The sequence below is a fragment of the Paraburkholderia phenoliruptrix genome, from assembly GCF_902859825.1.
GTDB classification, from domain to species: Bacteria; Pseudomonadota; Gammaproteobacteria; order Burkholderiales; family Burkholderiaceae; genus Paraburkholderia; species Paraburkholderia phenoliruptrix.
Genome location: NZ_CADIKB010000003.1, coordinates 81,528 through 105,944 on the forward strand (window position 1 = coordinate 81,528; position 24,417 = coordinate 105,944).

General features: G+C 64.6%; 20 protein-coding genes. 13 read left to right on the forward strand and 7 right to left on the reverse strand.

Features of this window, described 5'->3' with window-relative positions; all coding sequences use genetic code 11:
* The first annotated feature begins 47 nt into the window (after nucleotides 1-47).
* Both HV711_RS05010 and HV711_RS05015 read left to right on the forward strand, forming a co-directional pair.
* Nucleotides 48-824 carry an NAD(P)H-dependent oxidoreductase gene (locus HV711_RS05010; RefSeq protein WP_014973035.1) on the forward strand — a complete coding sequence of 259 codons (777 nt, stop codon included), beginning with the start codon at nucleotides 48-50 and terminating at the stop codon, nucleotides 822-824.
* 269 nt (nucleotides 825-1,093) lie between these two features.
* Complete coding sequence (locus HV711_RS05015; RefSeq protein WP_035478264.1) at nucleotides 1,094-1,903, forward strand: alpha/beta hydrolase; 810 nt, start codon at nucleotides 1,094-1,096, stop codon at nucleotides 1,901-1,903.
* Nucleotides 1,904-1,963: 60 nt separating this feature from the next.
* On the opposite strand, the gene HV711_RS05020 is transcribed toward HV711_RS05015, so the two are convergent.
* Complete coding sequence (locus HV711_RS05020; protein ID WP_035478014.1) at nucleotides 1,964-3,256, reverse strand: aspartate carbamoyltransferase; 1,293 nt, start codon at nucleotides 3,254-3,256, stop codon at nucleotides 1,964-1,966.
* Nucleotides 3,257-3,676: 420 nt separating this feature from the next.
* Here HV711_RS05020 and dapA point away from each other — a divergent pair, with 420 nt between their 5' ends.
* The 4 genes from dapA to HV711_RS05040 all read left to right on the forward strand — a co-directional run bounded on the left by dapA (nucleotide 3,677) and on the right by HV711_RS05040 (nucleotide 6,612).
* Nucleotides 3,677-4,567: a 4-hydroxy-tetrahydrodipicolinate synthase gene (gene dapA, locus HV711_RS05025; RefSeq protein WP_035478017.1), complete on the forward strand. Its 891-nt coding sequence runs from the start codon at nucleotides 3,677-3,679 to the stop codon at nucleotides 4,565-4,567.
* Nucleotides 4,568-4,781: 214 nt separating this feature from the next.
* Nucleotides 4,782-5,795, forward strand: coding sequence for a M23 family metallopeptidase (locus tag HV711_RS05030; RefSeq protein ID WP_035478020.1), 1,014 nt, complete (start codon nucleotides 4,782-4,784; stop codon nucleotides 5,793-5,795).
* A gap of 79 nt (nucleotides 5,796-5,874) precedes the next feature.
* Nucleotides 5,875-6,162: a hypothetical protein gene (locus tag HV711_RS05035; RefSeq protein ID WP_309586299.1), complete on the forward strand. Its 288-nt coding sequence runs from the start codon at nucleotides 5,875-5,877 to the stop codon at nucleotides 6,160-6,162.
* Nucleotides 6,163-6,195: 33 nt separating this feature from the next.
* Nucleotides 6,196-6,612 (forward strand): bactofilin family protein, encoded by a 417-nt coding sequence (locus tag HV711_RS05040; protein WP_013591756.1) that lies wholly within the window; start codon nucleotides 6,196-6,198, stop codon nucleotides 6,610-6,612.
* Nucleotides 6,613-6,635: 23 nt separating this feature from the next.
* Here HV711_RS05040 and HV711_RS05045 read toward each other — a convergent pair whose 3' ends face one another.
* The 4 genes from HV711_RS05045 to HV711_RS05060 all read right to left on the reverse strand — a co-directional run bounded on the left by HV711_RS05045 (nucleotide 6,636) and on the right by HV711_RS05060 (nucleotide 11,322).
* Nucleotides 6,636-7,442 carry a hypothetical protein gene (locus HV711_RS05045; RefSeq protein ID WP_035478026.1) on the reverse strand — a complete coding sequence of 269 codons (807 nt, stop codon included), beginning with the start codon at nucleotides 7,440-7,442 and terminating at the stop codon, nucleotides 6,636-6,638.
* Nucleotides 7,443-7,626: 184 nt separating this feature from the next.
* Nucleotides 7,627-9,705 carry a putative bifunctional diguanylate cyclase/phosphodiesterase gene (locus HV711_RS05050; protein WP_035478029.1) on the reverse strand — a complete coding sequence of 693 codons (2,079 nt, stop codon included), beginning with the start codon at nucleotides 9,703-9,705 and terminating at the stop codon, nucleotides 7,627-7,629.
* Nucleotides 9,706-9,835: 130 nt separating this feature from the next.
* On the reverse strand, nucleotides 9,836-10,702 hold the full coding sequence (gene ypfJ, locus HV711_RS05055) for a KPN_02809 family neutral zinc metallopeptidase (RefSeq protein ID WP_035478033.1): 867 nt from the start codon (nucleotides 10,700-10,702) through the stop codon (nucleotides 9,836-9,838).
* Between the two features lie 146 nt (nucleotides 10,703-10,848).
* The gene (locus HV711_RS05060) at nucleotides 10,849-11,322 is read right to left on the reverse strand and encodes a rhodanese-like domain-containing protein (protein WP_051223930.1); all 474 of its coding nucleotides are present in this window, start codon (nucleotides 11,320-11,322) and stop codon (nucleotides 10,849-10,851) included.
* A gap of 127 nt (nucleotides 11,323-11,449) precedes the next feature.
* On the opposite strand from HV711_RS05060, the gene ftrA reads away from it, so the two are divergent.
* The 3 genes from ftrA (at nucleotide 11,450) to HV711_RS05075 (ending at nucleotide 15,892) form a co-directional block, all read left to right on the forward strand.
* Nucleotides 11,450-12,412 (forward strand): transcriptional regulator FtrA, encoded by a 963-nt coding sequence (gene ftrA / locus HV711_RS05065; RefSeq protein WP_035478036.1) that lies wholly within the window; start codon nucleotides 11,450-11,452, stop codon nucleotides 12,410-12,412.
* A gap of 63 nt (nucleotides 12,413-12,475) precedes the next feature.
* Complete coding sequence (locus HV711_RS05070; protein ID WP_035478040.1) at nucleotides 12,476-13,678, forward strand: DUF2252 domain-containing protein; 1,203 nt, start codon at nucleotides 12,476-12,478, stop codon at nucleotides 13,676-13,678.
* Nucleotides 13,679-14,194: 516 nt separating this feature from the next.
* The gene (locus HV711_RS05075; protein WP_035478042.1) at nucleotides 14,195-15,892 is read left to right on the forward strand and encodes a SulP family inorganic anion transporter; all 1,698 of its coding nucleotides are present in this window, start codon (nucleotides 14,195-14,197) and stop codon (nucleotides 15,890-15,892) included.
* Nucleotides 15,893-15,898: 6 nt separating this feature from the next.
* Here the strand turns inward: HV711_RS05075 and HV711_RS05080 are convergent, their stop codons facing one another.
* The gene (locus HV711_RS05080) at nucleotides 15,899-16,546 is read right to left on the reverse strand and encodes a LysE family translocator (protein ID WP_035478043.1); all 648 of its coding nucleotides are present in this window, start codon (nucleotides 16,544-16,546) and stop codon (nucleotides 15,899-15,901) included.
* Between the two features lie 145 nt (nucleotides 16,547-16,691).
* Nucleotides 16,692-17,567 carry a LysR family transcriptional regulator gene (locus tag HV711_RS05085; RefSeq protein WP_035478044.1) on the reverse strand — a complete coding sequence of 292 codons (876 nt, stop codon included), beginning with the start codon at nucleotides 17,565-17,567 and terminating at the stop codon, nucleotides 16,692-16,694.
* A gap of 132 nt (nucleotides 17,568-17,699) precedes the next feature.
* Between HV711_RS05085 and HV711_RS05090 the strand changes: the two genes are divergently transcribed.
* The 4 genes from HV711_RS05090 (at nucleotide 17,700) to HV711_RS05105 (ending at nucleotide 24,400) form a co-directional block, all read left to right on the forward strand.
* The gene (locus tag HV711_RS05090) at nucleotides 17,700-18,137 is read left to right on the forward strand and encodes a VOC family protein (protein WP_013591766.1); all 438 of its coding nucleotides are present in this window, start codon (nucleotides 17,700-17,702) and stop codon (nucleotides 18,135-18,137) included.
* Between the two features lie 215 nt (nucleotides 18,138-18,352).
* Nucleotides 18,353-21,541 (forward strand): efflux RND transporter permease subunit, encoded by a 3,189-nt coding sequence (locus HV711_RS05095; RefSeq protein WP_035478047.1) that lies wholly within the window; start codon nucleotides 18,353-18,355, stop codon nucleotides 21,539-21,541.
* Nucleotides 21,542-21,623: 82 nt separating this feature from the next.
* Nucleotides 21,624-22,847 carry an efflux RND transporter periplasmic adaptor subunit gene (locus HV711_RS05100; protein WP_028360241.1) on the forward strand — a complete coding sequence of 408 codons (1,224 nt, stop codon included), beginning with the start codon at nucleotides 21,624-21,626 and terminating at the stop codon, nucleotides 22,845-22,847.
* 26 nt (nucleotides 22,848-22,873) lie between these two features.
* Nucleotides 22,874-24,400, forward strand: a complete 1,527-nt coding sequence (locus tag HV711_RS05105; protein ID WP_051223937.1) for an efflux transporter outer membrane subunit — start codon at nucleotides 22,874-22,876, stop codon at nucleotides 24,398-24,400.
* Nucleotides 24,401-24,417: the final 17 nt, after the last annotated feature.

The window sequence follows — 24,417 nt, forward strand, 5'->3', positions numbered from 1 at the left end:
ACGGCGCCTATCGTGTTTGTATTCCCACATGAATCAAGGCAAGCAAAATGAACGTGCTGATTGTTTATGCTCATCCCGAACCGCGGTCGTTGAACGGATCGCTGAAGGACTTCTCCGTCAGGCGCCTCCAGGAGGCCGGGCACACGGTTCAGGTTTCCGATCTGTATGCGATGAACTGGAAGGCCTCGCTCGATGCGCACGATAGCGTTGCGCCCGCAACGGGCGGCCGCTTCGATCCCTCGCGCGCGTCGAAGCATGCATTCGAGAACGGACTGCAAAGTCCGGACATCGCAGCCGAACAGGCCAAACTGAGGTGGGCCGACGCGGTCATTTTGCAATTCCCGCTGTGGTGGTTCTCCATGCCGGCGATCATGAAGGGCTGGGTGGAGCGCGTCTACGCGTATGGTTTTGCGTATGGCGTGGGCGAGCATTCCGATGCGCGCTGGGGTGATCGCTACGGCGAGGGCACTTTCGCCGGCAAGCGCGCGATGCTCGTCGTCACCACGGGAGGATGGGAATCGCACTACAGCCCGCGCGGCATCAATGGCCCGATCGACGACGTCCTGTTCCCGATCCAGCACGGCATACTCTATTACCCCGGCTTCGACGTGCTGCCGCCGTTCGTGGTGTATCGCACGAGCCGCGTCGACGAAGAAAGATTTCTGCAGGTGCGCGACGCGCTCGGCGAGCGCCTCGACAATCTCTGGACCACGGCGCCGATACCGTTTCGTCCGCAAAACGGCGGTGATTATCGGATTCCCGAGCTGACGCTGAGGGAAGACATCGCGCCGGGCCGCGCGGGTCTTGGCGTGCACATCAAATAGGTGTACTGCGCACGCATGTTACGACGCATGCGTTGCGCATCGGGCGAGGTCAATCGTAGGGTTCGCTGAAATTTGGCTGTAAGTCGCTGTTGCTAGAGTCGTCGCTGGAATTTGCCGCCCCGTATGCAGTTGTGTATTGCCTGCTGCATCGACTGTGTTAGCCACACATGTAGACAGGGAGAGCGACGAATATGAGTACCGCACTTGATGCACTTAGGGCCCGCCGGTTACTTGGCGCGCATGGCGCACGGTTGGGCTGGCTGGTCGCGATGCTGCTGCTTGCAGCGCCTGCATGGGCGTTCCAGTCGCGCGTCGTGACGATTCCGAGCGCGGCCATGCACAAGTCGCTAGAAGCGACGGTCGTGTTGCCCGACCGCTATGCACGCGGCAAGGCGGCCGACCGGTTTCCGGTTGTCTATCTGCTGCACGGTTCGGGCGGCGATTACACCGACTGGACCGCCAATTCGCCGATCGGCAAACTCGCGGACCGCTATGGCGTGATTCTCGTCATGCCCGACGGCGGCCGCGAAAGCTGGTACATCGACAGTCCCGTCGATGCAGGCAGCCGTTACGCCACTTATGTCGGCAGCGAAGTCGTCGCTTACATCGACATGCATTTCCGCACCATTGCGACGAAAGACGCGCGCGCGATCACCGGCTTGAGCATGGGCGGATTCGGTGCACTGCATATCGCGCTCGACCGGCCCGACGAATTCGGCGCCGCCGGCAGCATGAGCGGCGCAGTGGACCCACGCGGCTGCGAGGACGAGCCGGGCATCGACCAGGTGTTCGGCGATCCCGCCGGCCACGCCGATTTCTGGAACCGCGAGGCGATTGTCGAGCACGCGCGCAGCTTTGCCAGCGCGCATATTGCGCTGATGATCGACTGCGGCATGAACGATTCGCTCGTGCATTCCAACCGGATGCTGCATGCACGCCTGCTCGAGCTCGGCGTGCCGCATCGCTATGCCGAGCGGCCCGGCGGCCACACGTGGAAGTACTGGTCCAATGCGGTGCAGTACCAGGTGCAGTTTTTTGCCGCCGGTTTCAGGCGCAACGGCAGCAGCGCTGTGGCTTGAGGCGTGCCGCCGGTTTTATTTCGGTTGCCGAAGCAAATTGTCTCGCGCATCAGCCGATGATCAGTCGATGCCATGAAAGACAGCGTCGTCCGGACCGAGATATGCGGGCGGGCGCCAGGCCGCGTCGCGCATGGAATGCTGAACCAGTTTTTCGACGCCGAGCAGCACCGCGAATATCGCCATCCGCACTGGAATGCCGTTGTCCGTCTGCCGGAAAATGGCGAGCCGCGAGTCGTGATTGAGGTCCACGCTCAGGTCGTTCGCGCCCGGCCGGCTGTCGCGCGGCAGCGGGTGCATGACGAGCGTGTCGCTGCCGCACACGCTGTCCACCAGCGCCTGATTGATCTGGAAATCCGGCGTGTAGCCTTCGAATGATTCGTCGGTAAAGCGCTCCTTCTGAATGCGCGTGGCGTACACCACGTCGGCGCCGCGCAGCCCGCTCGGCAGGTCGTGAGTCTGTTCGATCACATGTCCATTGCGCGCAATCTGCTCGATGATATAGCCCGGCATTTCCAGCATGGGCGGCGAGATCAGCGTGAACTTGATGCCGCGATAAAGCGCCAGCAGCTTGACGAGCGAGTGCACCGTGCGTCCGTACTTCAGATCGCCGACAAGCGCGATATGGGCGCCGTCGACAATCTTGCCGAGCCGCGAGAACTCGCGCTGAATGGTGTACAGGTCGAGCAGGGCCTGGCTTGGGTGCTCGCCGGGGCCGTCGCCGCCGTTGATCACCGGCACGTTGGTCGCACGCGCGAATTCGGCCACCGAACCTTGCTCAGGGTGGCGGATCACCAGCGCGTCCACGTAGCCGCTCATCACGCGGCTCGTGTCGTAGATCGACTCCCCCTTGGCCATCGACGAAAACGTAAAGCCTGTGGTGTCGCACACGGAGCCGCCCAGCCGGCAGAACGCCGCGCCGAAGCTCACGCGCGTGCGGGTGCTCGCCTCGAAAAACAGATTGCCGAGCACCGCGCCTTCGAGCACGCGCGAAATTTTGCGGCGCCGCGCGATGGGCTGCATGATGTCCGCGACTCGAAAGAGCGCCTCCACCGAGTCGCGCGAAAACTGGTCGACCGACAGCAACTGCGGCTTGCCTTCCCATAGCATCTGGCTCGCCAGCGATTGTGAATCTACGCTTTGCGTATACTTTTCGCCCGGTTCGCCGTTTACCACGATCTCGGAGACGAAACGCTCGACAATCTCCGGCATGGCCCGCGACTCCTGCGAATCGTCAGGGAGAAGCCATGTGTCGAGCGCGCGCCGCGACACGCCGATGCGGCCCGCGAAGGTATCGCGCGTCATGTTCAGGCGCCGCATGGCGTCGCGGAGAAAGGCTTGTTGGGGGACGCTCATGGAGGCACCTGTCGGAAAGTGTGCGCGCGGAATATACGCGGTGCGTATATTAGTTTGGCTGCCGCAGAAGTCAAGTCATTTCGAGATACGCTTTGCCAATCCGCTTGGGGCGCGGTTACACTGCGCTTCATGCTCTTCGGCCCGACTTTCTCCCTCCGCGCATTGACCGCGACGCATTCCGCCTTCGCAGACGCGGCGCTCGCACGCGCGCGCCGTTCGCTTGCAATCGCGCAGTGCGCCGAGCAATGCCGTCCGGAACTCGGCGCCAAAGTCAAAAAACAGCCGCTCATCTGACCGGAGCACGCTGTTCCGTCAGATGCGACGGAACAGCGGATCGCGCGCTCCAGCGGTCTTTCCTGTCTTTCCCCTTCGCACGCTGCCGGAATCGATACGGTCGCTCATCGACGTAAGAGGAAAGACATGTCTATTTTTTCGGGTATCTGGATTCCGCTCATCACGCCTTTCGCGGACGGCGCGGTGGACCATGCCGCGTTGCGCGCGCTCGTGCGCCGTTACGCGGATGCGGGCGTCGCCGGCATTGTCGCGCTCGGCACGACCGGCGAGCCGGCCGCGCTCGACGACGCGGAACAGGACGCCGTGATCGCGACCATTCTGGAGGCGGCGCGGGCCGGCCGCGGCGGTACCTCGGAGCCGAGCGCGCCGTTGCCCGTGGTGGCCGGCGTGCCGGGCAACCACACCGCCAGCATGCGCGAGCGCATTCAGCAACTGAATGCGCTGCCCATCGCGGGGGTGTTGATGGCCGCGCCGTACTACGTGAGGCCGTCGCAGGCGGGCATTGTCAGTCATTTCATGACGCTCGCCGATGCCAGCGAAAAGCCCGTCGTGCTCTACGACATTCCCTATCGCACCGGCGTGCGGCTCGAACTGGACACGCTGCTCACGCTGGCCGCGCATCCGCGGATTCAGGCGGTGAAGGACTGCGCCGGTTCGCTCGACACCACGCTTGCGCTGAGTCGCGACGGACGCTTGCAGGTGCTGACAGGCGAAGACATGCAGATCTTCAACACGCTCTGCCTTGGCGGCAGCGGCGCGATTGCAGCGTCGGCGCATGTGCGCACGGAGCAGTTCGTCGCGCTCTATCGCGCGCTGGCGGCGGGCGCGCTCGAAGAAGGGCGGCGCATTTTTCACACGCTCGTGCCGCTGATCCATGCGTTGTTCGCCGAGCCGAATCCCGCGCCGGTGAAGGCGTGGCTTGCATCGCAAGGGCTGATACGCGACGAACTTCGCCTGCCGATGACGCGCGCGAGCACAACGTTAGCGGAGCGCCTCGCGGCATGGGAGCGGGACTGAACGCGGCGGTCGCAGCCCCACGCGGCGTATTTGAGATGCTGCTTCCGGCTGCAAGGCGATAATCGGCGCCCTCTATCGATTATCGTCGCCGGCATGGGTCCGGCTCACGCCGCATGCAGTCAGTTGAGTTGATCGGATCCTTGTTCGCCGTCCATGTGCCGGCCGCGTGCCGCCTGCGGCGCGCTGCACGCAGCGCGCGCGCCGGAGCACGCTGATGGGGTCCACGTTTCGAGCGCGCGCCCGGCTCGCCAGCGGTTCCGTGGGCCTCGTCACGCGCCGTTCTGCGACGACCCTTGCGCTTGCCGCCGCGCTGCTTGCTGCGGTGCTTGCGCTCGCCGCGGGCATTGCGATCGGCCTGCATTGGTCCGCACGCGACGCCTCCGGCATGCAAACCGCAAACCGCATCGAGCGCGATTATGCAATCGACCAGCTCGGTAAGCTCGACGCTTCGGTCGCGCAGATCGAGCCGCGCATTGCGCGCCTCACCGCGCAGGTCGATGCGCTGCGCGATTTCGAAGCACGGCTGAATCCGCCACGGCCGGCGCCGCGCGCGCCTGCCGCGGCGCCGTCGGTGCCGTCCGTTCCGTCCGCTTCACCGGCGCTGCCCGCTTCCAGCGGCGATACGTCCGCGACCGATAGCGAAGGCGAGGGCGGCCCCGCCTTGCCGCCACGCCGCTGCACGGGCGGCACGGGCCGCACGTCGCGCTTCGGCGCCCGCCCCGACGTGACGCGCACCGGCGAGCAAGTGGACTGCATCGCGGCCACGCTGGGCGCGCTCGAGCAACAAACCCTCGCGCATGCGGTCGCTTACGCCGCGTTCCCCGGCCGCATGCCCGCCGACGGCGCGCGCTTCGGCTCGCCATTCGGCAACCGCACGGATCCCTTCACGCATCGGCTGAGTTTTCATCCGGGCCTCGACCTCGTCGCGAAGACGGGCACGCCGATTCTGGCCGCGGCAGGCGGCCGCGTGGTGCTTGCGGGCGAGAAGTCCGGCTACGGCAACGCAGTCGAAATCGATCACGGCAATGGACTCATGACGCGCTACGGCCACGCGTCGCGCATCGTGGTGCATGCCGGCGATCTCGTGCTGCCGCGCCAATACCTCGCGGACGTCGGCTCTAGCGGACGCTCGACCGGCCCGCATCTCCATTTCGAAGTACTGGTCAACGGCGCGCCCGTCGATCCAGCTGCCTACCTTGCGCTTTTCGACACTCGTTCGCATGACTAACCGGTTTTTTTATCGCGACGCATGTGCCCTGACGCGTCGCGCTTACGCGCTCGCGCCAGTGCGTCGCCTACGCGTTCGCGTGGCGGTATGGGCGCTGGTCGGCATCTTGAGCGCGCTGGGCGGCGCCGCGGCAGTGCTGATCGGCGAGGCATGGCGCGCCGGCCTGCCGCTCGCACAATGCCTGCCTGTTCCCGTCGACAAGAGTGCCGAGCAGGCCGAACTGGCCCGCGTGCGGTTTGCCTTGGCTGAGGAGTCGGCGGCGCGCGCGGCGGTGCAGAAGACAGCGGACAGCGCCGCGGCTGAGGTTGCGCGGCTCAACGACGAATTGCAGTTCCTGCGCGGCCAGAGCCGGGCGGCGCGGCGCTAGGTTCGCTCGACACGTTTTATTTTCGGAGTATTTATGTTCAGCAAGAAAAAATCCGCAGGCATCCGGCAGTCGAAGCTTGCCACTCTGATCGCGCACGACGTGCGCGTGACAGGCGACCTCCAGTTCACAAACGGCCTGCGACTGGACGGTCACGTCAAGGGCAACGTCAGCGGCGAGTCCGGCAGCCAGACACTGCTTGTGCTGAGCGATCGCGGTTCGATCGAAGGTAACGTGCACGGCTACGACGTCGTGATCAACGGCAAGATCGTCGGCGACGTCATTGCCGATCACTTCGTCGAACTGCAAGCCAACGCGCATGTCACGGGCAACATCTACTATCAGCAACTGCGCATGGATTGCGGCGCCTCGGTGGACGGCAAGCTCACGCGTCGGGAGGGAGCGGAAGCACCTGTGCCGCTTACGTCGATGGTCGATCCTGCCCGCGAATAAGGCTCAATGACGCCGGATCCCGCTCATACCATGCCCGGCAGCGACCGGCGTTGGCTTGGTTCGTCGTGGCGCGGCAGAGGCTCGCGAGCCGTTGCCGAGCCCAGACTGGTCCGCGAATTCCGCGCGAGGGCGAGCCGTTCGCTGGCGCTGCGGTCCAGCGTCGCGAGCATGTCGCGTTCGAGAATCAGCAGTTTGAAGGCCAGCACGATGAGCCCGCTTGCGAGCAGGACATCCCCGGCGAACACCACGGCGTAGACCGCGGACGTGGTCCGCGGATTGCCGATCAGCAGGGCGAGATTGGCGTGGTCGAGCAGCACCAGCGTGAGCGGTACGATTGCACCCAGCGTGGCGATCGTCGCGCCGATTGCGACGACGGTGCGTGCCATGCCGAGATGCGGACGGCGCCGGCGGCACACTTCGTACAGCGTGGCCGCGCGATAAGGCGCGAAGAACAGCGCGAGCAGCACGGCGCGCGGCAACATGGGCAGCTCGAGTAGCAGCGCGCCGCCATACAGCACACAGAACGCGCACGTGACGATAACCGCGGTACGCCATGCCATCGGCACACCGAATAATGCCCGCGTGCCGGCCCAGATCAGGATGCGGCTTTGCAGCGCGAACGCCGCGGTGGCGAAGAGGAGAAAATCGGTGCGCCACGCCGAACGCAGCGCGAAACAGGCGGAGGCCGCGGCGAGCAGATAAAACGCGGCCGCCCAGAGGCGGAATGCGCCGACTTGCGCGAACATCCGCGAAAGCACGGTGGCGATCAGCGCGCAGCACAGAAACGTGATCAGGCACAACGAGGTGAACGTCGCTACATCGAATCTCATGAAGTCTCCAGCACCTGTGCAGCGTTTATTGTTTATTGTTGAACCGTACTACTGTGCGGCCACGTTTGCCTGAGCGGGGCAGGACCTGCGCGCACGGAGTGCGACGCGCAGACGGCGCGGCGCTGTCGGACATTGCGCCGCCGCATCGGCATAGAACGTCCGCACAGAACGTCCGCATAAAGCGTCAGCAGGCGTCCGCCGTCAGGGTCTGTCCTCGTAACAAATCCCCGAAGGCTTCCGCAGTGAGCGGCTTGCCGAGCAGGAAGCCTTGCATCTCGTCGCACCGCATGGCCTTCAGCATGTGCAGTTGCGACTCGGTTTCCACGCCTTCGGCCACCACATCCATTTCCAGCGAATGCGCGAGCGCGATGATCGCGGACACGATCGCGCTGCCTTCCTCGCCGTGGGCGTCAAGGCCATTCGTGAAGAAGCGGTCGATCTTCAGTTGCTTCACGCGAAAGCGCTGCAGATACGCGAGGCTCGAATAGCCGGTGCCGAAATCGTCGATGGCGATCTCAAAGCCGCTTGCCTGAAATTCGCGGAGCATCTCGATCGTTCTGGCGGCGTCCTGCATGGCCACTGTCTCCGTAATTTCGAACATGATCTGCTCGCAGCGCACGCCCTCTGCGTTGACGATGTCGAGCATGGTCGGCACGAGGTCGGCCTGCAGGAGCTGCCGCGGCGACAGATTGATCGCCACCTTGATGGGCGGCAGGCCTTGCGCGATCCAGCGGCGGATCTGCCGGCACGCCTCGCGCAAAACCCAGTAGCCGATCTGCACGATCTGCCCCGAGCGCTCGGCAATCGGAATGAACTCGAGCGGCGCCAGCGTGCCGAGTTGCGGATGATGCAAGCGGATCAGCGCCTCCGCGCCCGCGAGCGTCTCGCTTTTGCCGTCGAATTTGGGCTGGAAATGCAGCGTGAAATGACGCTCGGCGAGCGCCTCGCGCAACGCGTTCTGGATTTGCAGCGTGCGCGTCGCGGCTTCGTTCATGCGCCGCTCGAAGAAACGGTAGGTGCTGCGGCCCGCGCGCTTCGCTTCGTACATCGCGGCGTCCGCGTGTTTGAGCAGCGTGTCCACGCTATCGCCGTCCTCGGGAAAGAGCGCGATGCCGATGCTCGGCATCACCTGCAGCGGTTGCGAATCGGCCCACGTGTCGCGCCGCATGCGCTCAAGCACGCCTTCTGCGAGCGCCGCCGCATCCGTGCGCGAAGCGAGGTTCTCGGAGAGCACCACGAACTCGTCGCCGCCGAGGCGCGCCACCGTGTCGCCCGCGCGCACGCAGATCAGAAGACGCTGCGCGAACGCGGCGAGCACCTGATCGCCGGCGGAATGACCGAGCGAGTCGTTGATCGTTTTGAAGCCGTCGAGATCCATGAAGAGGATTGCGAACAGCGACCGCTGGCGCCGCGCCGCATGAATGGCCCGCTCGATGCGCTCGGTCAGCGTGGCGCGGTTCGGCAGTCCGGTGAGCGTGTCGAGCGTGGCGAGCCGCACGATCTGCCCGTTGAGCTTCGACACGGCGCCGACGAGAAAGCTTGTGCGTGCATCGAATCGCGACAGCAGCAGCGTGACGATCAGAATCGCGAAGGTGAACAGGATCACAGAGGTGGCGAGCCACGCGGCATTCACACCGGCGGCGGCCCCGCAGATCGCGCCGGGTGCAAATTCGGCCGCGGCCATGGCCACGTAATGCATGCCGCTGATGGCAATCGCCATCACGAGCGCGGCGCCGAAGCGCTTGCGCAGCACATGGCGCGCGTCGTCGTTGCTGAGCGCGCGCGCCATCCACAGCGCGGCGCTGGAGGCGCCGATCGCAATGGCGAGCGAGGCCGCGAACCACGCCGGTCGATAGCTGATGCTGGGCGACATGCGCAACGCGGCCATGCCGCTATAGTGCATGCCCGCGATGCCGAGGCCCATGAACGCACCGCCGCCGACAAGGCGCGCGGCCGTCAGCTGTGTGTGCGTGGTCAGGCACAGGGCGAGATAAGAGGCGCCAATGGCGAGCGCGAGCGAATAGGCGGTGTCGGCGAAATCGTAGCCGAGCGGAATCGGCAGCGAAAACGCGAGCATGGCCACGAAGTGCATCGACCAGATGCCGACGCCGAGCGCCAGCGCACCGCCCATGCGCCAGACCTGCCGCAACCGCGGCGACGCCAGCACGTAGATGCGGCCGGTCAGATCGAGTGCCGTGTACGACGCGAGCGACGCGACGACAAACGACATCGCCACCAGCCAGGGATTATATGAGCTCTGCATGTCAGGTCCAACCGCGAGGGAGACGCGGTTGAACTTGTTATCGACACTTCAGCGCTTTTATTTAATTGAATTTCAATATGTTAGCGATTGGCTGACGGTGCCGGCCGCAGGCAGTCGCGCGACATCAGCATCATAGCGACTGCGCCGAAAAGGTATCGCATTGGCGGATGTCGCCCGTCGTCATGCCGCGCTTGAGCCACCGCTGGCGCTGCTCGCTCGTGCCGTGCGTGAATGCTTCCGGCACGACGCGCCCTTGCGATTGCCGCTGCAACCGGTCGTCGCCGATCGCGCCTGCGGCGTTCAGTCCTTGCTCGAAGTCGCCGGGCTCCATCAGCTTCGCGTTCTGCTGCTGCGCGACTGCCGCCCACACGCCCGCGAAACAGTCGGCCTGCAACTCGAGGCGTACGGACAACGCGTTGCCGCGTGCCTGCGACATGCGCGCCCGCGCGGCTTCGTATTTGTCCGAGATGCCGAGCACGTTCTGCACGTGGTGCCCGACCTCGTGTGCGATTACATAGGCCTGGGCGAAGTCGCCGCTTGCGCCGAAGCGGTCGCGCAACTCGCGGTAAAACGACAGATCGATATAAACGGTGCGGTCGGGCGGACAGTAGAACGGCCCCATCGCGGACTGACCCGTGCCGCAAGCGGTGGGCGTGGCATCGCTGAACAGGACGAGCTTGGGCGCCGGGTAGTCCTGATTGAACTGCGTGCGGAAAATGTGTTGCCAGGTCCGCTCCGTGTTGCCGAGCACGCGGCGCACGAAGTGACTGCCGGCGTCCTCGGGGCGCGCGTTGGTCGGCGCGGTGGCCTGGGGCGCGTTGCCTTGCAGCACCTGCGCGCCGTTGATGATGGTCATCGGATTAATGCCGAAGAAGTACGACGCGGCCAGCGCGATAATGATCGTTCCAATGCCGATGCCGCCGCCGACCCGCATCCCGCCGCCGCCGCCGCGCCGGTCTTCGACGTTCTGGCTTTCCACTTCATCATCAAGGCGCATGGTGTTTTCTCCGTGATCGCGTGCAACAGGCTGTGACGCATTGCGGTCCACTGCCGCAATGGAGCAGTAAGCATACCCGCGCGGCGTGCCGATGTGCGACGGCGCGCGAGCGGATGGTCACGGTTCCTTCAGACCTGACAAAATGGCTAGCGATTTTCCTCCGGCTCGACCGAGCTCAGCGTATATCCTTCGTCGAGCCATCCAGTGACGCCGCCCGCCATCAGCTTGACGGGGCGTCCAAGCCGCGCGAGGCGGAGCGCGCCGCGTGCCGCGCCGTTGCAATGCGGACCGGCGCAATAAGTGACGAAAAGCGTACCGACGGGATAGCCGGAAAGCTTCGACTCGACGATCTTGCCGTGCGGCAGGTTGAGCGCGCCCGGCACGTGGCCGGCCGCGAAGTGTGCCGGGCTGCGCACGTCGAGCAGCACGAAGCCCGGCGTGCCGCTTTGCAATGCGGCGAATACATCGGCGCAATCGGTTTCGAATTGAAACTGGGCTTCGAAGTGGGCGATCGCCGCGGCGCTGGGCGCGGCGGGCACGGCCGTGACGGCGTTGGCGGTGCTGGCCGCGTTGATGGTGCTTAGGGGCGTTATGGCGCTTGTAGTGCCGAGCTCAGACATGATGAGACCTCCGTGAACTAGCGTGTGCGTGAGATGAGGGTCGTTTTGCGATTCAGGCCGCTCATTGTGTCGCCTGGGTCCGCACCGGATAAGTGGCGCAATCGACAATCTTCGGTAACATCACGCCATGCACAATCATCTTGTCGTCGCGCTGGCCTACGACCGGCTCTGCACGTTCGAATTCGGCTGCGTAACGGAGTTGTTCGCGCTCGAACGCCCGGAGCTCGGCGTGAACTGGTATCGCTTCGGCGTCTGCGCGGCGGAGGCCGGGCCGATTCGTGCGGCCGGCGGTATCACGCTTGCGGCGCCGTACACGCTCAGGCTGCTGGATCGCGCGGACACCATCGTGATACCCGGCTGGCGCGATGCCGACGAAATGCCGCCCGAACCGCTGCTGAAAAAGATTCGCGCCGCGTACAAACGCGGTGCGCGCCTGTGCTCGATCTGCTCGGGCGTGTTTGTACTCGCGGCAGCCGGTGTGCTCGACGGCAAGACGGTCACCACGCACTGGCGTTATGCGGCGAAATTGCAGGCGCGCTATCCGAATCTGCGCGTGCAGCCAAACGCGCTCTATATCGACGAGCAGCAGATCATCACGTCGGCGGGATCGGCGGCGGGGCTCGACATGCTGCTGCATCTCGTGCGCCGCGATCACGGCAGCGCGGTGGCAAACCGCGTCGCGCAGCGGCTCGTCGTGCCGCCGCATCGCGAGGGCGGTCAGGCGCAGTTCGTGCCGCGCCCCATGTCCCACGACGAAAGTGGGCGCCTCGCGAGACTCATGGACTGGGTGCGCAGTCATCCCGCGTTGCCGCACACGCTGCGCTCGCTCGCCGAGCGCGCCGCGATGAGTCCGCGCACGCTGCAGCGGCAGTTTCGTGACGCGACAGGCATGGCGCCGTATGAATGGCTGGTGCGCGAGCGCGTGGCCGTCGCGCGGGAGTTGCTGGAGGCGCCGAATCCTCTGCCGATGGCGCGCGTCGCGCAACTCGCCGGCTTCGGCTCCGAAGAATCGCTGCGGCGCCACTTCAGGCGCATCGCGCTGACGAGCCCGGGGGCGTATCGTAAGAAGTTCGGCGCTACCATGGCGTAGCCGCGCGAGCGTACCGCAAGCCGCAGTTCGATGGCGCAACAGGGCGCCTGCAAGGAACCTCACATGATCGACGTTGCCGAGACTATCGCCCGCTTTAACGCCGGGCGCGATCCCGAACGGCTCGCCATGAAATACAAGGCGATGCGCACGTCGCCTTTCGTATTCCTGCGCGGCACGTGTCATCTGTTTTACGAGCGCCTGCCGCGAGCCGGCGTGCTCGACGACGCGCCGCCCGTGTGGATCTGCGGCGACATGCATCTGGAAAACTTCGGCAGCTACAAGGCGGACAACGGACTCGTCTATTTCGACAACAACGATTTCGACGAGGCGTGCCTTGCGCCGAACCTCGCCGAACTGGCGCGTTTGCTCACCAGCGTGCTGGCCGGTGCCGCCGATCTCAAGCTGAGCCGCGCGCAGGCGCTGGCGCTCTGTCATACGGCGGTGGAGGCGTATGGCGCGGCGCTCGCTTTCGGCAAGGCGCGCTGGGTCGAGCGCGAGACGTCGTCCGGTATGGTGCGCGACCTGTTCGATGCATTGGCGAGCCGCACGCGCGCCGCGCATCTGGACCGCCGCACCACGCTCAAGGGCAAGACGCGCACGCTCAAGGTGGACGGCAAGAAAGCACTGCCCGTGAGCGATGAACGGCGCGCCGCGGTCACGCAGTTCATGCAGCAGTTCGCTGCCGGCGAAAGCGATCCGGATTTTTATCGCGTGCTCGACGTCGCGCGTCGCATCGCGGGAACGGGAAGCCTCGGCGTCGACCGTTATGTGATTCTCGTCGAAGGCAAGGGCTCGCCGGACGGCAACTATCTGCTCGATCTGAAAGAAGCGCTGCCTTCTTCGGTCGCGCCGCATGTGTGCACGCCGCAGCCCGCATGGCGAACCGAAGCGGAGCGCGTCGTCGAGATTCAGCGGCGAAATCAGGCGGTTTCGCAGGCGTTTTTGCACGCGGTGGACTTCAATCAGCGCTCGTATGTGCTGCGCAGCCTGCAGCCTTCGGAAGACCGCGTCGCGTTGCAGGATTGGGACGGCAAACTGCCGAGGCTCGAGGCAGTGGTCGGCAGCATGGCCGAGTTGAGCGCATGGGCGCATTTGCGCAGCGGCGGCCGGCAGAAGTCGTCCATTGCCGATGAAATGATCGCGTTCGGCTATCGCGCCGACTGGCACTCGCCGCTGATCGAGCTCGCGACAGAGTGCGCGGCACAGGTCGCGGCGGACTGGAAAGCGTATTGCGACGCTTACGATCGGGGTGCCTTTGCGGTCTAGTTCGACGAGGCCGGTGCGCACCTGGAGATAAAAGCCAGGAAAACGTTTGCGTGTTCAAACAGGCGTTTGCCGTTCGCACCGGCCTGCACACGTTGCTCGCCGTCATCAGGTTTACCCGCTGTTTCAGCGCTTAAAATGCGCCACTATCGTGCACCGGCGCGACACACGTGTAATAGACCGCAACAGTGCTTTGCGGTTTTCCCTCATTTAATTCACCCCCTTATGACGTAGACTTCCCAGTAACAAAAATGGTTACGGGGTGCGAGATGTTGGCCGTTTTCATCATCGCCTGTCCGATCTGCATTGCGGCGCTTTTCGGTTTTGCGCGGCATGTCGATCCACGGACGGGCCACTTCAAGCGTTGACTCTCAACGTCGCGATTTCGGGCCGAGCCGGCACGTAGGATCCGCTGCCGGCTTTCAGCATTGCCGGTCGCGGTCGTATTCGCAGGCCTTGCCAGAAGGTGCCGTGTCGCGGCACGATGCGCGATTACCTGAGCGTGGGGCAGCATCGCGTATGCGAGACTTTCTGGCGAATTGGACGGCGCGCGCGAGCGTGCTGAAGGGCGTGCTTCCGTTGAACCGCGCGGCCGCCATGCGCGACGCGCTGGCGGGCGTACAGCTCGCGTCAATGGACATACCGCAGGTGCTCGGCTACGCGCGCATTGCCGGCATGCCTGCCGTTACCGGTCTTTACACTGTCTTTCTGCCGCTTATCGCGTTCGCCTTGTTCGGCGCGTCGCGACACCTCGTCGTTGCCGCCGATTCGGCCACCGCCACCATCTTCGCAAGCCGCCTGTCGACCATAGCGCCGGTTTCGGGCGCCGAGTATGCGTCGCTCGCCGCGATGGTCGCGTTGCTGACCGCCGCGCTGCTGCTGATCGCGCGCATTTTCAAGCTGGGCTTTCTCGCCGACTTCCTGTCGCGCACGGTGCTGGTCGGTTTTCTTGCCGGAGTCGGCGTGCAGGTCGGCATCGCCATGCTGGGCGATATGCTGGGCTTGCCCGGTCACGCGGCGCGCACGACGGATCAGCTGGTGCTCGTCGCGCTCCACTGGGCGCAGCTCAATGTGCCGACGCTGGCCATTTCCGTGCTCGTCGTGAGCGCGGTGCTGGTTTTCAAACGCGTCTGGCCGCGCTTGCCCGTGCCGTTGATCGCTGTGGTGGGGGGCATTGCCGCGAGCGATCTCTACGGTTTCGCCGCGCACGGCATTGCCGTACTGGGTCCGGTGACAGGCGGCTTGCCGGCGCTGCGCATGCCGTCCGTCACCTGGCAGCAGATGCTCGATCTCGTGCCGGTCGCCGCTTCCTGTTTCGTGATGATCGTCGCGCAGAGCGCCGCGGCGAGCCGCGTGTTCGCCGAGCGGCATCATGAAGCGGCCGACACCAATACGGACCTGCTCGGCATCGCCGCGGCCAACGCAGCCGCCGCGTGGTCGGGCGCCTTCGTCGTGAACGGCAGTCCGACGCAGACCGCCATGGCCGACCGCGCGGGCACCCGCAGCCAGTTCGCGCAGATCGTGTTTGCAGCGGTGGTCGCCGTGGTGCTGTTGTTCTTCAGCCGCTTTTTGCAGTATTTACCGCGCTGCATTCTGGCCAGCATCGTCTTCACGATCGCAGTCGGACTGGTGGACCTCAGGACGCTCTTTGCGATTCGCCGCGAAAGTCCGGGGGAATTCGCGCTCGCCGTCTCCACCGCGGCGGCCGTGGTGCTGATCGGCGTCGAGCACGGCATTCTGCTTGCGGTGGCCGTGTCGCTGCTGCGTCACGTGCGCCACAGCTATCGCCCGCATACGATGATTCTCGCGCCCGGCGACGACGGCCTATGGATTCCGGTGCCCGCGGTTCCAGGCACGCAGACTGCGCCGGGGCTGATCGTTTATCGCTTCGGCGCCGACCTGTTCTATGCGAACGACCATTTTTTTGTCGACGATACGCGCAGCCTGATCGACCATGCGCCGAGCACAGTGCGCTGCTTCGTGATCGATGCGAGCGCAATTACCGACCTCGACTATTCGGCGGCGCGCTCCGTGGGCGAGCTGTGTGGCCTCCTGAAGCAGAGCGGTATCAAGGTGATGTTCGCGCGCGTGAACCGCTATCTGCGCTCGGACATGGACCGGCACGGCATTACGCCGATTATCGGCGCAAGCTGTATTTTCGGCACCTTGCACGAAGCGCTGCATGCAGCGGGGGTCGTGCAGCCGGCCGACAAATGAGGCGGTTTAATTTTTCGACGTCAGCAGTTTGAGGCCGGCAATGCCGAACATGACGGCGAGCGAGCCGTCGAGCCAGCGGCGGACCGCCATGTAAATGCGCCGCGCCGATGCCGTCGAAAACAGCAGCGCATAACTGCTGAACACCGACACGCCGATGCACATGCAGCCGAGCACGACGGGCGCGGTGTGCGCCGCATGGGCACCGCTGCCCCCCGACGACATGGCAAGCGACACGATCGACATCCACACCAGAATCGCTTTCGGGTTCGTGAGATGCAGCAGCAGGCCGCGCATATAGAGCCGCCTGAGCGGTTCGTCCTCACGCGAGCGGCCCGCCGGCAAGCTGGCCGGCGCGAGCGCCGAGCGCGCCGACTTGACGCCGAGCCACAGCAGATACAGACCGCCGGCGATCTTGATCGCGACGAGGCAACCCGAATAAGCGGCGAGCACCGCCGACAATCCTAGCGACGCGAGCAGCGCCCAGAAAAAGGAGCCCGACACGACGCCGAGCGCAAACGTGAGCGCCGCGCGGCGGCCCGCGCTCATTGCGAGAGACATGATGGCCAGATTGCTTGGGCCGGGGCTTGCCGTGCCGACGAAGTAGGCGCTGTAGGCGATCAGGACATCTGCGGTGAGAAAAGCGCTGGGCGTCATGGGCTCGGACTCGCGGGCGGGCAGGGAACCACCATTGTGCGCGGCGCGCGGACGAGCGCACAGATACAGTTGAGCAAGCGCTGATCGGCACAATCGTGCTGCGCCGGCAGTTGGCGGGACACCCATGCTGCCGGCAGACCGCGGCTCATGCCTGTGCCGCGCTCCCGATGCAGTCGGCGAGCGCCGCCGCCACCGCTTGCCGGCTATGGCGCGGGCGCTGCACCAGCCCGATCTCGCGATGAAACGTCGCCTCGTCGAGCGACAGGGCAGCGACGCCGGCGGGCCACTTGCCGAGGCCTGCCGTGTCGGGAATCAGGGCGATGCCGATGCCTCGCGCGACCAGTTGCACGATCGCCTGCAATTCGTCGAGCTCCAGCACCTCGTGGACATTGAGCCGCGCGCGCCGCAGAAATCGGTCGACGAGCCGGCCGCCGAACGAAGTCCGGTCGTAACGGATAAACGGCTCGCTCTTCAGCAACTCGCGCCACGAGCGCTTGCCGCGCGCCAGCGCTTTCGGCACGAGCAGCACGAAGGGCTCGGTCACGAGCGTGCGCCATTCCAGCTCCGAAGGCGGCGCGAACGGCGGTTTGATGATGACTGCGAGATCGAGTTCGCCAGAGTCGACCTGTCCGAGCAGATTCAACGACACGCCGGGCACGACGCGAATGCGCCAGCCTGGACGGTCCTCGCGAAAGCGCGCCAGGGCGTCTGCGAGAAACGACACTTGCGCCGATGCAATCGCGCCCACGCGCAGCATGCCGCTCTCCGCTGCGAGCGCGCCGCGTTCCGAGAGGCGCGCATACAGCGCGATGATTTCCTCGGCAAGCGCGAGCGTTTCGCGCCCCGCGTCGTTGAGCGTCGCGGAGCGGCCCGTGCGGTCGAAAAGCGCAAAGCCCAGTTCGTCTTCGAGGCGTTGCATCTGCGCGCTCACCGCCGATTGGGTGAGACCGATGCGTGCACCCGCCGCGGAAAACGTGCCGTACTGGCTGACGGCAATCAAGGTTCTGAGTTCGGCGAGCATGTTTTCAATTGATCGATTTTCGTGTTGGTCAGCTCAAATATATATCGCTTTCCATCATTTATACTGGTGGTTAAACTTTGCAGTCACAGCACCGTCATTCATCCATCGAGCACCCACAGCGAGTCCATCGTCATGAGCGCGACCACCACCACCGTCCTGCCGCCGTTCCACCTGGCGTTTCCCGTTCACAGCCTCGCCGCCGCGCGCGAGTTCTACGGCGAACTGCTCGGTTGCCCGGAAGGCCGCAGTTCCGAGCATTGGGTCGATTTCAATTTCTACGGGCATCAGATCGTCGCGCACCTCGCGCCGGACGAAGTCGGACACAGACAAACGAGCAAGGTCGACGGTGACGCCGTGCCGGTGCGCCACTTCGGCGCCGTGCTTTCCATGGAGCAATGGCAGGCCGCTGCGGACAAGCTGCAAAAAGCGGGCATCGACTTCATCATCGAGCCGCATGTGCGTTTCAAGGGCGAAGTGGGCGAGCAGGCGACCATGTTCTTCCTCGACCCGTCGGGCAACGCGCTCGAATTCAAGGCGTTTGCCGACATGTCGTCTCTGTTCGCAAAGTAAAACGCACAGAAAACGTGTAGGACAATTGAAATAAAAGCGGCGGCTTGCGCAAGGCAGCGCCGCCCTGCAACGCTTTTTCCTTACGATAAGCTTCCTGACAATTCCGCCATTTTCGCGCCATGCAGGTGTTGGGGCTGGCGATCTAGCATAAGCGCCAGTTAATCTACCCTCCAGCTGCTCGCAGCGGTCTCCCGCACTTAACTCAGGCGCGTTTCATGTGGATTGTCAACGTTGCGCTTAAGCGGCCCTACACGTTCATCGTGATGGCCATTCTGATCGTGCTGGCGACGCCTTTCGTGCTGTTCACCACGCCGGTCGACGTGCTGCCCGAAATCAACATTCCGGTCGTCAGCATCATCTGGACCTATAACGGCCTGTCCGCCGAGGACATGGCTCACCGGATCGCCTCCGTCAACGAGCGCAGTCTTACGACCACGGTCAACGACATCGAGCACATCGAGTCGCAATCGCTCGCGGGCATCACGATCCTGAAGGTGTTTCTGCAGCCGAATGCGAACATCCAGACCGCGATCGCGCAAACCGTGGCCGTCGAGCAGGCGCAGCTCAAGCAGATGCCGCCAGGCGCGACGCCGCCTCTCGTCATCAGCTATTCGGCCTCGAGCATTCCGGTCATTCAACTGGGATTGTCGAGCACCAAGCTCTCGGAGCAGCAGCTCAACGATACCGCGCTCAACTTTCTGCGCCCGCAGCTCGTGACCATTCCCGGCGCCGCCGTGCCGTATCCGTATGGCGGGAAGTCGCGCCTTATTTCCGTCGACCTCAACACGCGCGCGTTACTTGCCAAAGGGCTGACGCCGCTCGATGTGGTCAGCGCCTTCAACGCGCAGAATCTGATTCTGCCCACCGGCACGGCGAAGATCGGCCCGAGGGAATACACGATCAACATGAACGGCTCGCCGTCGACGCTGGAGGGGCTCAACGATATTCCGGTGCGCACGGTCAACGGCGCCACGACGTATCTGCGCGAAGTCGCTCATGTGCGCGACGGTTTCTCGCCGCAAACGAATATCGTGCGGCAGAACGGCCATCGCGGCGTGCTGATTTCAGTGCTCAAAAACGGCAGTGCGTCGACACTGTCCATCGTCAATACGCTGCACGGGCTGCTGCCGGCCGCGCGCGCCGCATTGCCGCCCGACCTGAACATCACCGCGCTCTTCGATCAGTCGGTGTTCGTGAAGGCCGCGGTGGAGGGCGTGCTGCGCGAGGCCGTGGTCGCCGCCGCGCTGACGGCCGCGATGATCCTGCTCTTCCTCGGCAATTGGCGCAGCACCTGCATCATCGCGATCTCGATTCCGCTGTCGATTCTCTCGTCGCTGATCGCGCTGCATGCGCTCGGGCAGACCATCAACATCATGACGCTCGGCGGCCTCGCGCTTGCGGTGGGTATTCTCGTCGACGACGCGACCGTGACGATCGAGAATATCGAGCGGCATCTGCATATGGGCACGAATCTGCACGATGCGATTCTGGAAGGTGCCGGCGAAATCGCGATTCCCGCGCTCGTTTCCACGCTGTGCATCTGTATCGTGTTCGTGCCGATGTTCTTCCTGACCGGCGTGGCGCGCTACCTGTTCGTGCCGCTCGCGGAGGCCGTAGTGTTCGCGATGCTGGCGTCGTACATTCTGTCGCGCACGCTCGTGCCCACGCTCGCCATGCTGCTGATGGGCCACGCGCACAAGCCGAAGCCCGACGCCAGGCCGAGTCTGTTTCAGCGCCTGTACCGGCGTTTCGACAATGGCTTCGAGCGCATGCGCGCGGCCTACATTGTGATTCTCAGCAGCCTGCTGGTGCGCCGCGGCCGGTTCGGTAGCCTGTTTCTCGGCTTCTGCGTGGTGTCGATGGGACTTGCCTTCGTACTCGGCGAAGACTTTTTCCCAAGCGTCGACGCGGGCAATATCCGCCTGCACATGCGCGCGCCGACCGGCACGCGTATCGAGGAAACCGCGCGTCTTGCCGACGAAGTCGAGAAGGTGATTCGCGAAGTCGTGCCCGAGAAAGAACTCGGCACCATTCTCGACAATCTCGGGCTGCCCTATAGCGGCATTAACCTGTCGTACAGCAATTCAGGCACGATCGGCACGCTCGACGGCGAAATCCAGATCGCGCTGAAAGAAGGCCACGAGCCGACGCAGCGCTACGTGGAGAAGTTGCGCGCGCTGCTGCCGCAGCGTTTTCCGGGCGTCGAGTTTTTCTTCCAGCCCGCCGACATCGTCACGCAGATTCTCAACTTCGGCCTGCCCGCCGCGGTGGACGTGCAGATAGCCGGCGCGGACCAGCTGGGCAATTTCGACGTGGCACGCAAGCTGTTGAAAGAAGTGCGCCAGATTCCGGGAACGGTCGATACGCACATCCAGCAGAAGCTTGACGAGCCCGCCATCAACCTGCAGATGGACCGCACGCGTTTGCAGCAGCTCAACCTGAGCGCGAGCAACGTTGCGCAAAACCTGCTGGTTTCGCTATCGGGAAGCTCGCAGACGTCGCCGGGCTTCTGGTACAACGACCGCAACGGCGTCGAGTACAACGTGGCGGTCCAAACGCCGCAGTACCGCATTTCGTCTATCGACGATCTGTTGCGCACGCCGGTGTCGGCCTCTTCGACAGGCCCGACGCAACTGCTCGGCAATCTCGTGCGCGTGTCGCCGCAAAACCAGTTCGCGGTGGTCACGCACTACAACATCCGGCCCGTGATCGATCTGTACGTGAGCGTCGACAAGCGCGATCTGGGCAGTGTCGCGAATCAGGTCGACAAGCTCGTCGAGAAAGCGCGCGCAACGCTGCCGCGCGGCAGTCAGATCACCGTGCGCGGCCAGGTAGAGACCATGCGCACGTCGTACTTCGGTCTCGGCCTCGGTGTGGCCATGGCGATCGTGCTCGTGTATCTGCTGATCGTGGTGAACTTCCAGTCGTGGGTCGATCCGCTCATTATCGTGAGTGCGTTGCCTGCGGCGCTCGCCGGCATCGTGTGGATGCTGTTTCTTACCGGCACGCATCTGAGCGTGCCCGCGCTCACCGGCGCGATCATGACGATGGGTGTCGCCACGGCGAACAGCATTCTGATGGTCGCGTTCGCGCGGCAGCGGCTTTCCGCCGGTGCGCCGCCGCTGACGGCAGCGCTGGAGGCGGGAGCGAGCCGTATACGCCCGGTGCTGATGACGGCGTTCGCGATGATCATCGGCATGATTCCGATGGCGCTCGGTCTGGGCGAAGGCGCCGAGCAGAACGCGCCGCTCGGCCGCGCGGTGATCGGCGGATTGCTGTTTGCAACGGTATCCACGCTGTTTTTGGTGCCGGTCGTGTTTGCGGGCATTCATACGCGTCTCGCGCGTCGTCATCGAAACGAACACGAAGACCACGAAAGCGGCAGCCCCGGCGAACCGGCATGAGCGCCGGAGCGATGGACTGAGAACGTGAAGAAAACGGCTACCTCGGACCGACCGGGCTAGCTCACCAGAATGGCTAACTGAGATGACCGAAAAAACTCATGCATCGCTGGCGATTCCGTCGCGAGAGACGGAAAGCGGCCACGCCCTGCCGCCGCGCAATCGCGAATGGAAGCGCGCGAAGATCGCCATCTGGATCGTGCTCGTGTTGCTCGCGCTCGGCGCGCTGCGTACCGTGGTCGCGAATCTGATGCAGAACCGCGCCGTCGAGCAAACGACCCGGCAGAACGCCACGCAATATGTCGATGTGGTGAGGCCGGCACCCGCCGAAGGCGGCGGCGTCACCACCTTGCCGGGCACCTTGCGCGGCAGCGTCGAATCGCCGATTTATGCGCGCTCCACCGGTTATCTGCTGCGCTGGTACGTGGACATCGGCGCGCGTGTGAAGCAGGGTCAACTGCTCGCGGAACTCGATACGCCCGAAATCGACCAGGAACTTGCGCAGGCATTGGCGCAGCGCCAGCAGACCAGTTCCAGTCTCGCGCTGGCAAAGAGCTCGCTCGAGCGCTGGCAGCAGCTTCGGCAACGGGACGCGGTTTCGCAGCAGGAGCTCGACGAGCGGCAAAGCACCTATACGCAGGGCATTGCCAACCTGGCCGCTGCCGATGCGAACGTGCAGCGCCTGCGCCAGCTCGAATCGTTCAAGCGCATCGTCGCGCCGTTCGCAGGCGTGATCACGCAACGCAATGTGGATGTCGGCGATCTCATCGACGCGGGCAGCGGCACGAGCCGCGCGCTTTTCGCGCTTGCGCAATCGGACCCGCTGCGCGTCTATGTGCAATTGCCGCAGGCGTATGCGCAGAACGTGTCGGTGGGGCAGAAGGTCGTTGTTACGCAGGCCGAACTGCCGGGGCAGCAGTTTCACGGCACCGTGACGCACATTTCGGGCGCCATCGACGTGCCCACCCGCTCCCTGCAGGTCGAGGTGACGCTGCCGAATCCCGACAACACGCTGCGTCCCGGCGCCTACGTGCAGGTCGCGCTGCCTTCCGTCGCCCGCGCGCAGTGGATGGTGCCCGGCAATGCCTTGCTGTTTCGCGCGGAGGGGCCGCGGCTTGCCGTGGTCGACGCGAAGGGAGACGTGCAGTTGCGCAAGATCGTGATCGCGCAGGACCTCGGACAGACGCTCGAAATCGAAAGCGGAATTGACGGCAACGACAGAATCATCATCAATCCGAGCGATTCGATTGCGGACGGCGATCATGTGGAGATCGCCGCACCGCAGAAGAGCGCGAAGGGGGCGTCGTGAAGCAGCCATGCGCCGGCCGCGTCGTGATGACGTGTTTAGCCGCGGCGAGCGCGGGCATGCTCGCCGCCTGCACCGTGGGGCCCGACTATAAACGGCCGCAGGCCGAGGTGCCGCCGGTATGGAACACCGACTCCTACTGGCGCGTTGCCGCTCCGTCGCATGCGCCGATGGACCCGGACTGGTGGAACGTCTATCACGACGCCACGCTCGCCGCACTGGAAACGCAGGCGCTCGCGCAAAACCAGACGCTCGTCGCGGCCAGCGCGCACTATGCGCAGGCGAAGGCGACGCTCGCGAACACGCGCGCGCAGCAAATGCCCGAAGTGGACCTCGCGGCGTCGGCGTCGCGCTTTCGTATTTCGCAGGACAGGCCGCGCACCAACTACGCCACGCCGACCGTCTCGACCGTGCAGAACAATCTGCAACTCGGTCCCACCGTCAGCTACGACACGGACCTGTTCGGCCGCATACGCCGTCAGGTGGAAGGCGCGACGGCTTCCGCGGAACAGTCGGCCGACGATCTCGCCAACGCGCGGCTCATTCTCACGACCGAGGTCGCAAGCGATTACTTCTCTCTGCGCGAACTCGATATCGAAATCGACGTGCTCAATCAATCGGTCAAGCTGCAGCAAAAAGCGTTGGACTACGTGAACGCCGAACACGAACTCGGCGCGGTATCGGGCCTCGACGTCGCGCAGCAAAAGTCGCTGCTCGACTCGACGCGTGTGCAGGCGCAACTGTTGTTGAACCAGCGCGCGCAATACGAGCATGCGATTGCCGCACTCGTCGGCGTGCCCGCGCCGCAGTTCGCGATCGAACCGAAGGTGTTGACGTTTCAGGTGCCGGCCATTGCGCTCGGCGTGCCGAGCGATCTGCTGCAGCGGCGGCCCGATATCGCCTCGGCCGAGCGCGCGATGGCGGCGGCCAATGCGCAGATCGGCGTCGCGAAGGCGGCGTTTTTCCCGAGCCTCACGCTCACGCCGGGCATCGGCTGGGAAGCCACGCAGTTCGCGAGCTTGCTGAGCGCGCCGACGCTCATGTGGACGCTCGGCGCGGCGGCGGGCCAGGTGCTGTTCGACGGCGGGCGCCGCGCGGCCAATGTGCAATACGCGAGCGAAGGCTACAAGGCGACGGAGGCCAATTATCGGCAAACCGTGTTGAACGCATTCCAGCAGGTGCAGGACGGCATCACGGGTCTTGCGGTGCTCGACGGCGCCGCGAAGCAGTCGGAAGAAGCGGTCGCGGACGCGCAGCGCCTGCTCGGGCTCGCCAACGACCGCTATTCCGGCGGTCTTGTCGCGTATCTGAACGTGATCACCGCGCAGCAGTCGCTGCTTAACAGCAGGCGCCAGGACGCGCAGATTCGCGGTCAGCAGATGACGCTTTCCGTCGCGCTCGTGAAGGCGTTGGGCGGCGGCTGGGACGAGGGCGCGGCAGCCGCCGCTGCGGGACCGGGCGGGTCGCAGCAGAACACGCAGCCGACCGCGCAACAGAACACGCAACCGCACTCGCAGGCAGACGGCGCGATTCAAACGCGCGCTGCCGCGCAGTGAGACGAGCGCGGTCGCGG

Excerpts from the sequence above, each read along its gene's own strand:
- HV711_RS05030 (WP_035478020.1), top strand. The coding sequence starts at position 4,782 with ATGGGGTCCACGTTTCGAGCGCGCGCCCGGCTCGCCAGCGGTTCCGTG.
- HV711_RS05020 (WP_035478014.1), bottom strand. The coding sequence starts at position 3,256 with ATGAGCGTCCCCCAACAAGCCTTTCTCCGCGACGCCATGCGGCGCCTG.
- HV711_RS05045 (WP_035478026.1), bottom strand. The coding sequence starts at position 7,442 with ATGAGATTCGATGTAGCGACGTTCACCTCGTTGTGCCTGATCACGTTT.
- HV711_RS05085 (WP_035478044.1), bottom strand. The coding sequence starts at position 17,567 with ATGCTCGCCGAACTCAGAACCTTGATTGCCGTCAGCCAGTACGGCACG.
- HV711_RS05040 (WP_013591756.1), top strand. The coding sequence starts at position 6,196 with ATGTTCAGCAAGAAAAAATCCGCAGGCATCCGGCAGTCGAAGCTTGCC.
- HV711_RS05100 (WP_028360241.1), top strand. The coding sequence starts at position 21,624 with ATGACCGAAAAAACTCATGCATCGCTGGCGATTCCGTCGCGAGAGACG.
- HV711_RS05075 (WP_035478042.1), top strand. The coding sequence starts at position 14,195 with ATGCGAGACTTTCTGGCGAATTGGACGGCGCGCGCGAGCGTGCTGAAG.
- ypfJ (WP_035478033.1), bottom strand. The coding sequence starts at position 10,702 with ATGCGCCTTGATGATGAAGTGGAAAGCCAGAACGTCGAAGACCGGCGC.
- HV711_RS05105 (WP_051223937.1), top strand. The coding sequence starts at position 22,874 with ATGACGTGTTTAGCCGCGGCGAGCGCGGGCATGCTCGCCGCCTGCACC.
- ftrA (WP_035478036.1), top strand. The coding sequence starts at position 11,450 with ATGCACAATCATCTTGTCGTCGCGCTGGCCTACGACCGGCTCTGCACG.
- HV711_RS05015 (WP_035478264.1), top strand. The coding sequence starts at position 1,094 with ATGCTGCTGCTTGCAGCGCCTGCATGGGCGTTCCAGTCGCGCGTCGTG.
- dapA (WP_035478017.1), top strand. The coding sequence starts at position 3,677 with ATGTCTATTTTTTCGGGTATCTGGATTCCGCTCATCACGCCTTTCGCG.
- HV711_RS05070 (WP_035478040.1), top strand. The coding sequence starts at position 12,476 with ATGATCGACGTTGCCGAGACTATCGCCCGCTTTAACGCCGGGCGCGAT.
- HV711_RS05090 (WP_013591766.1), top strand. The coding sequence starts at position 17,700 with ATGAGCGCGACCACCACCACCGTCCTGCCGCCGTTCCACCTGGCGTTT.
- HV711_RS05050 (WP_035478029.1), bottom strand. The coding sequence starts at position 9,705 with ATGCAGAGCTCATATAATCCCTGGCTGGTGGCGATGTCGTTTGTCGTC.
- HV711_RS05060 (WP_051223930.1), bottom strand. The coding sequence starts at position 11,322 with ATGTCTGAGCTCGGCACTACAAGCGCCATAACGCCCCTAAGCACCATC.
- HV711_RS05080 (WP_035478043.1), bottom strand. The coding sequence starts at position 16,546 with ATGACGCCCAGCGCTTTTCTCACCGCAGATGTCCTGATCGCCTACAGC.
- HV711_RS05010 (WP_014973035.1), top strand. The coding sequence starts at position 48 with ATGAACGTGCTGATTGTTTATGCTCATCCCGAACCGCGGTCGTTGAAC.
- HV711_RS05095 (WP_035478047.1), top strand. The coding sequence starts at position 18,353 with ATGTGGATTGTCAACGTTGCGCTTAAGCGGCCCTACACGTTCATCGTG.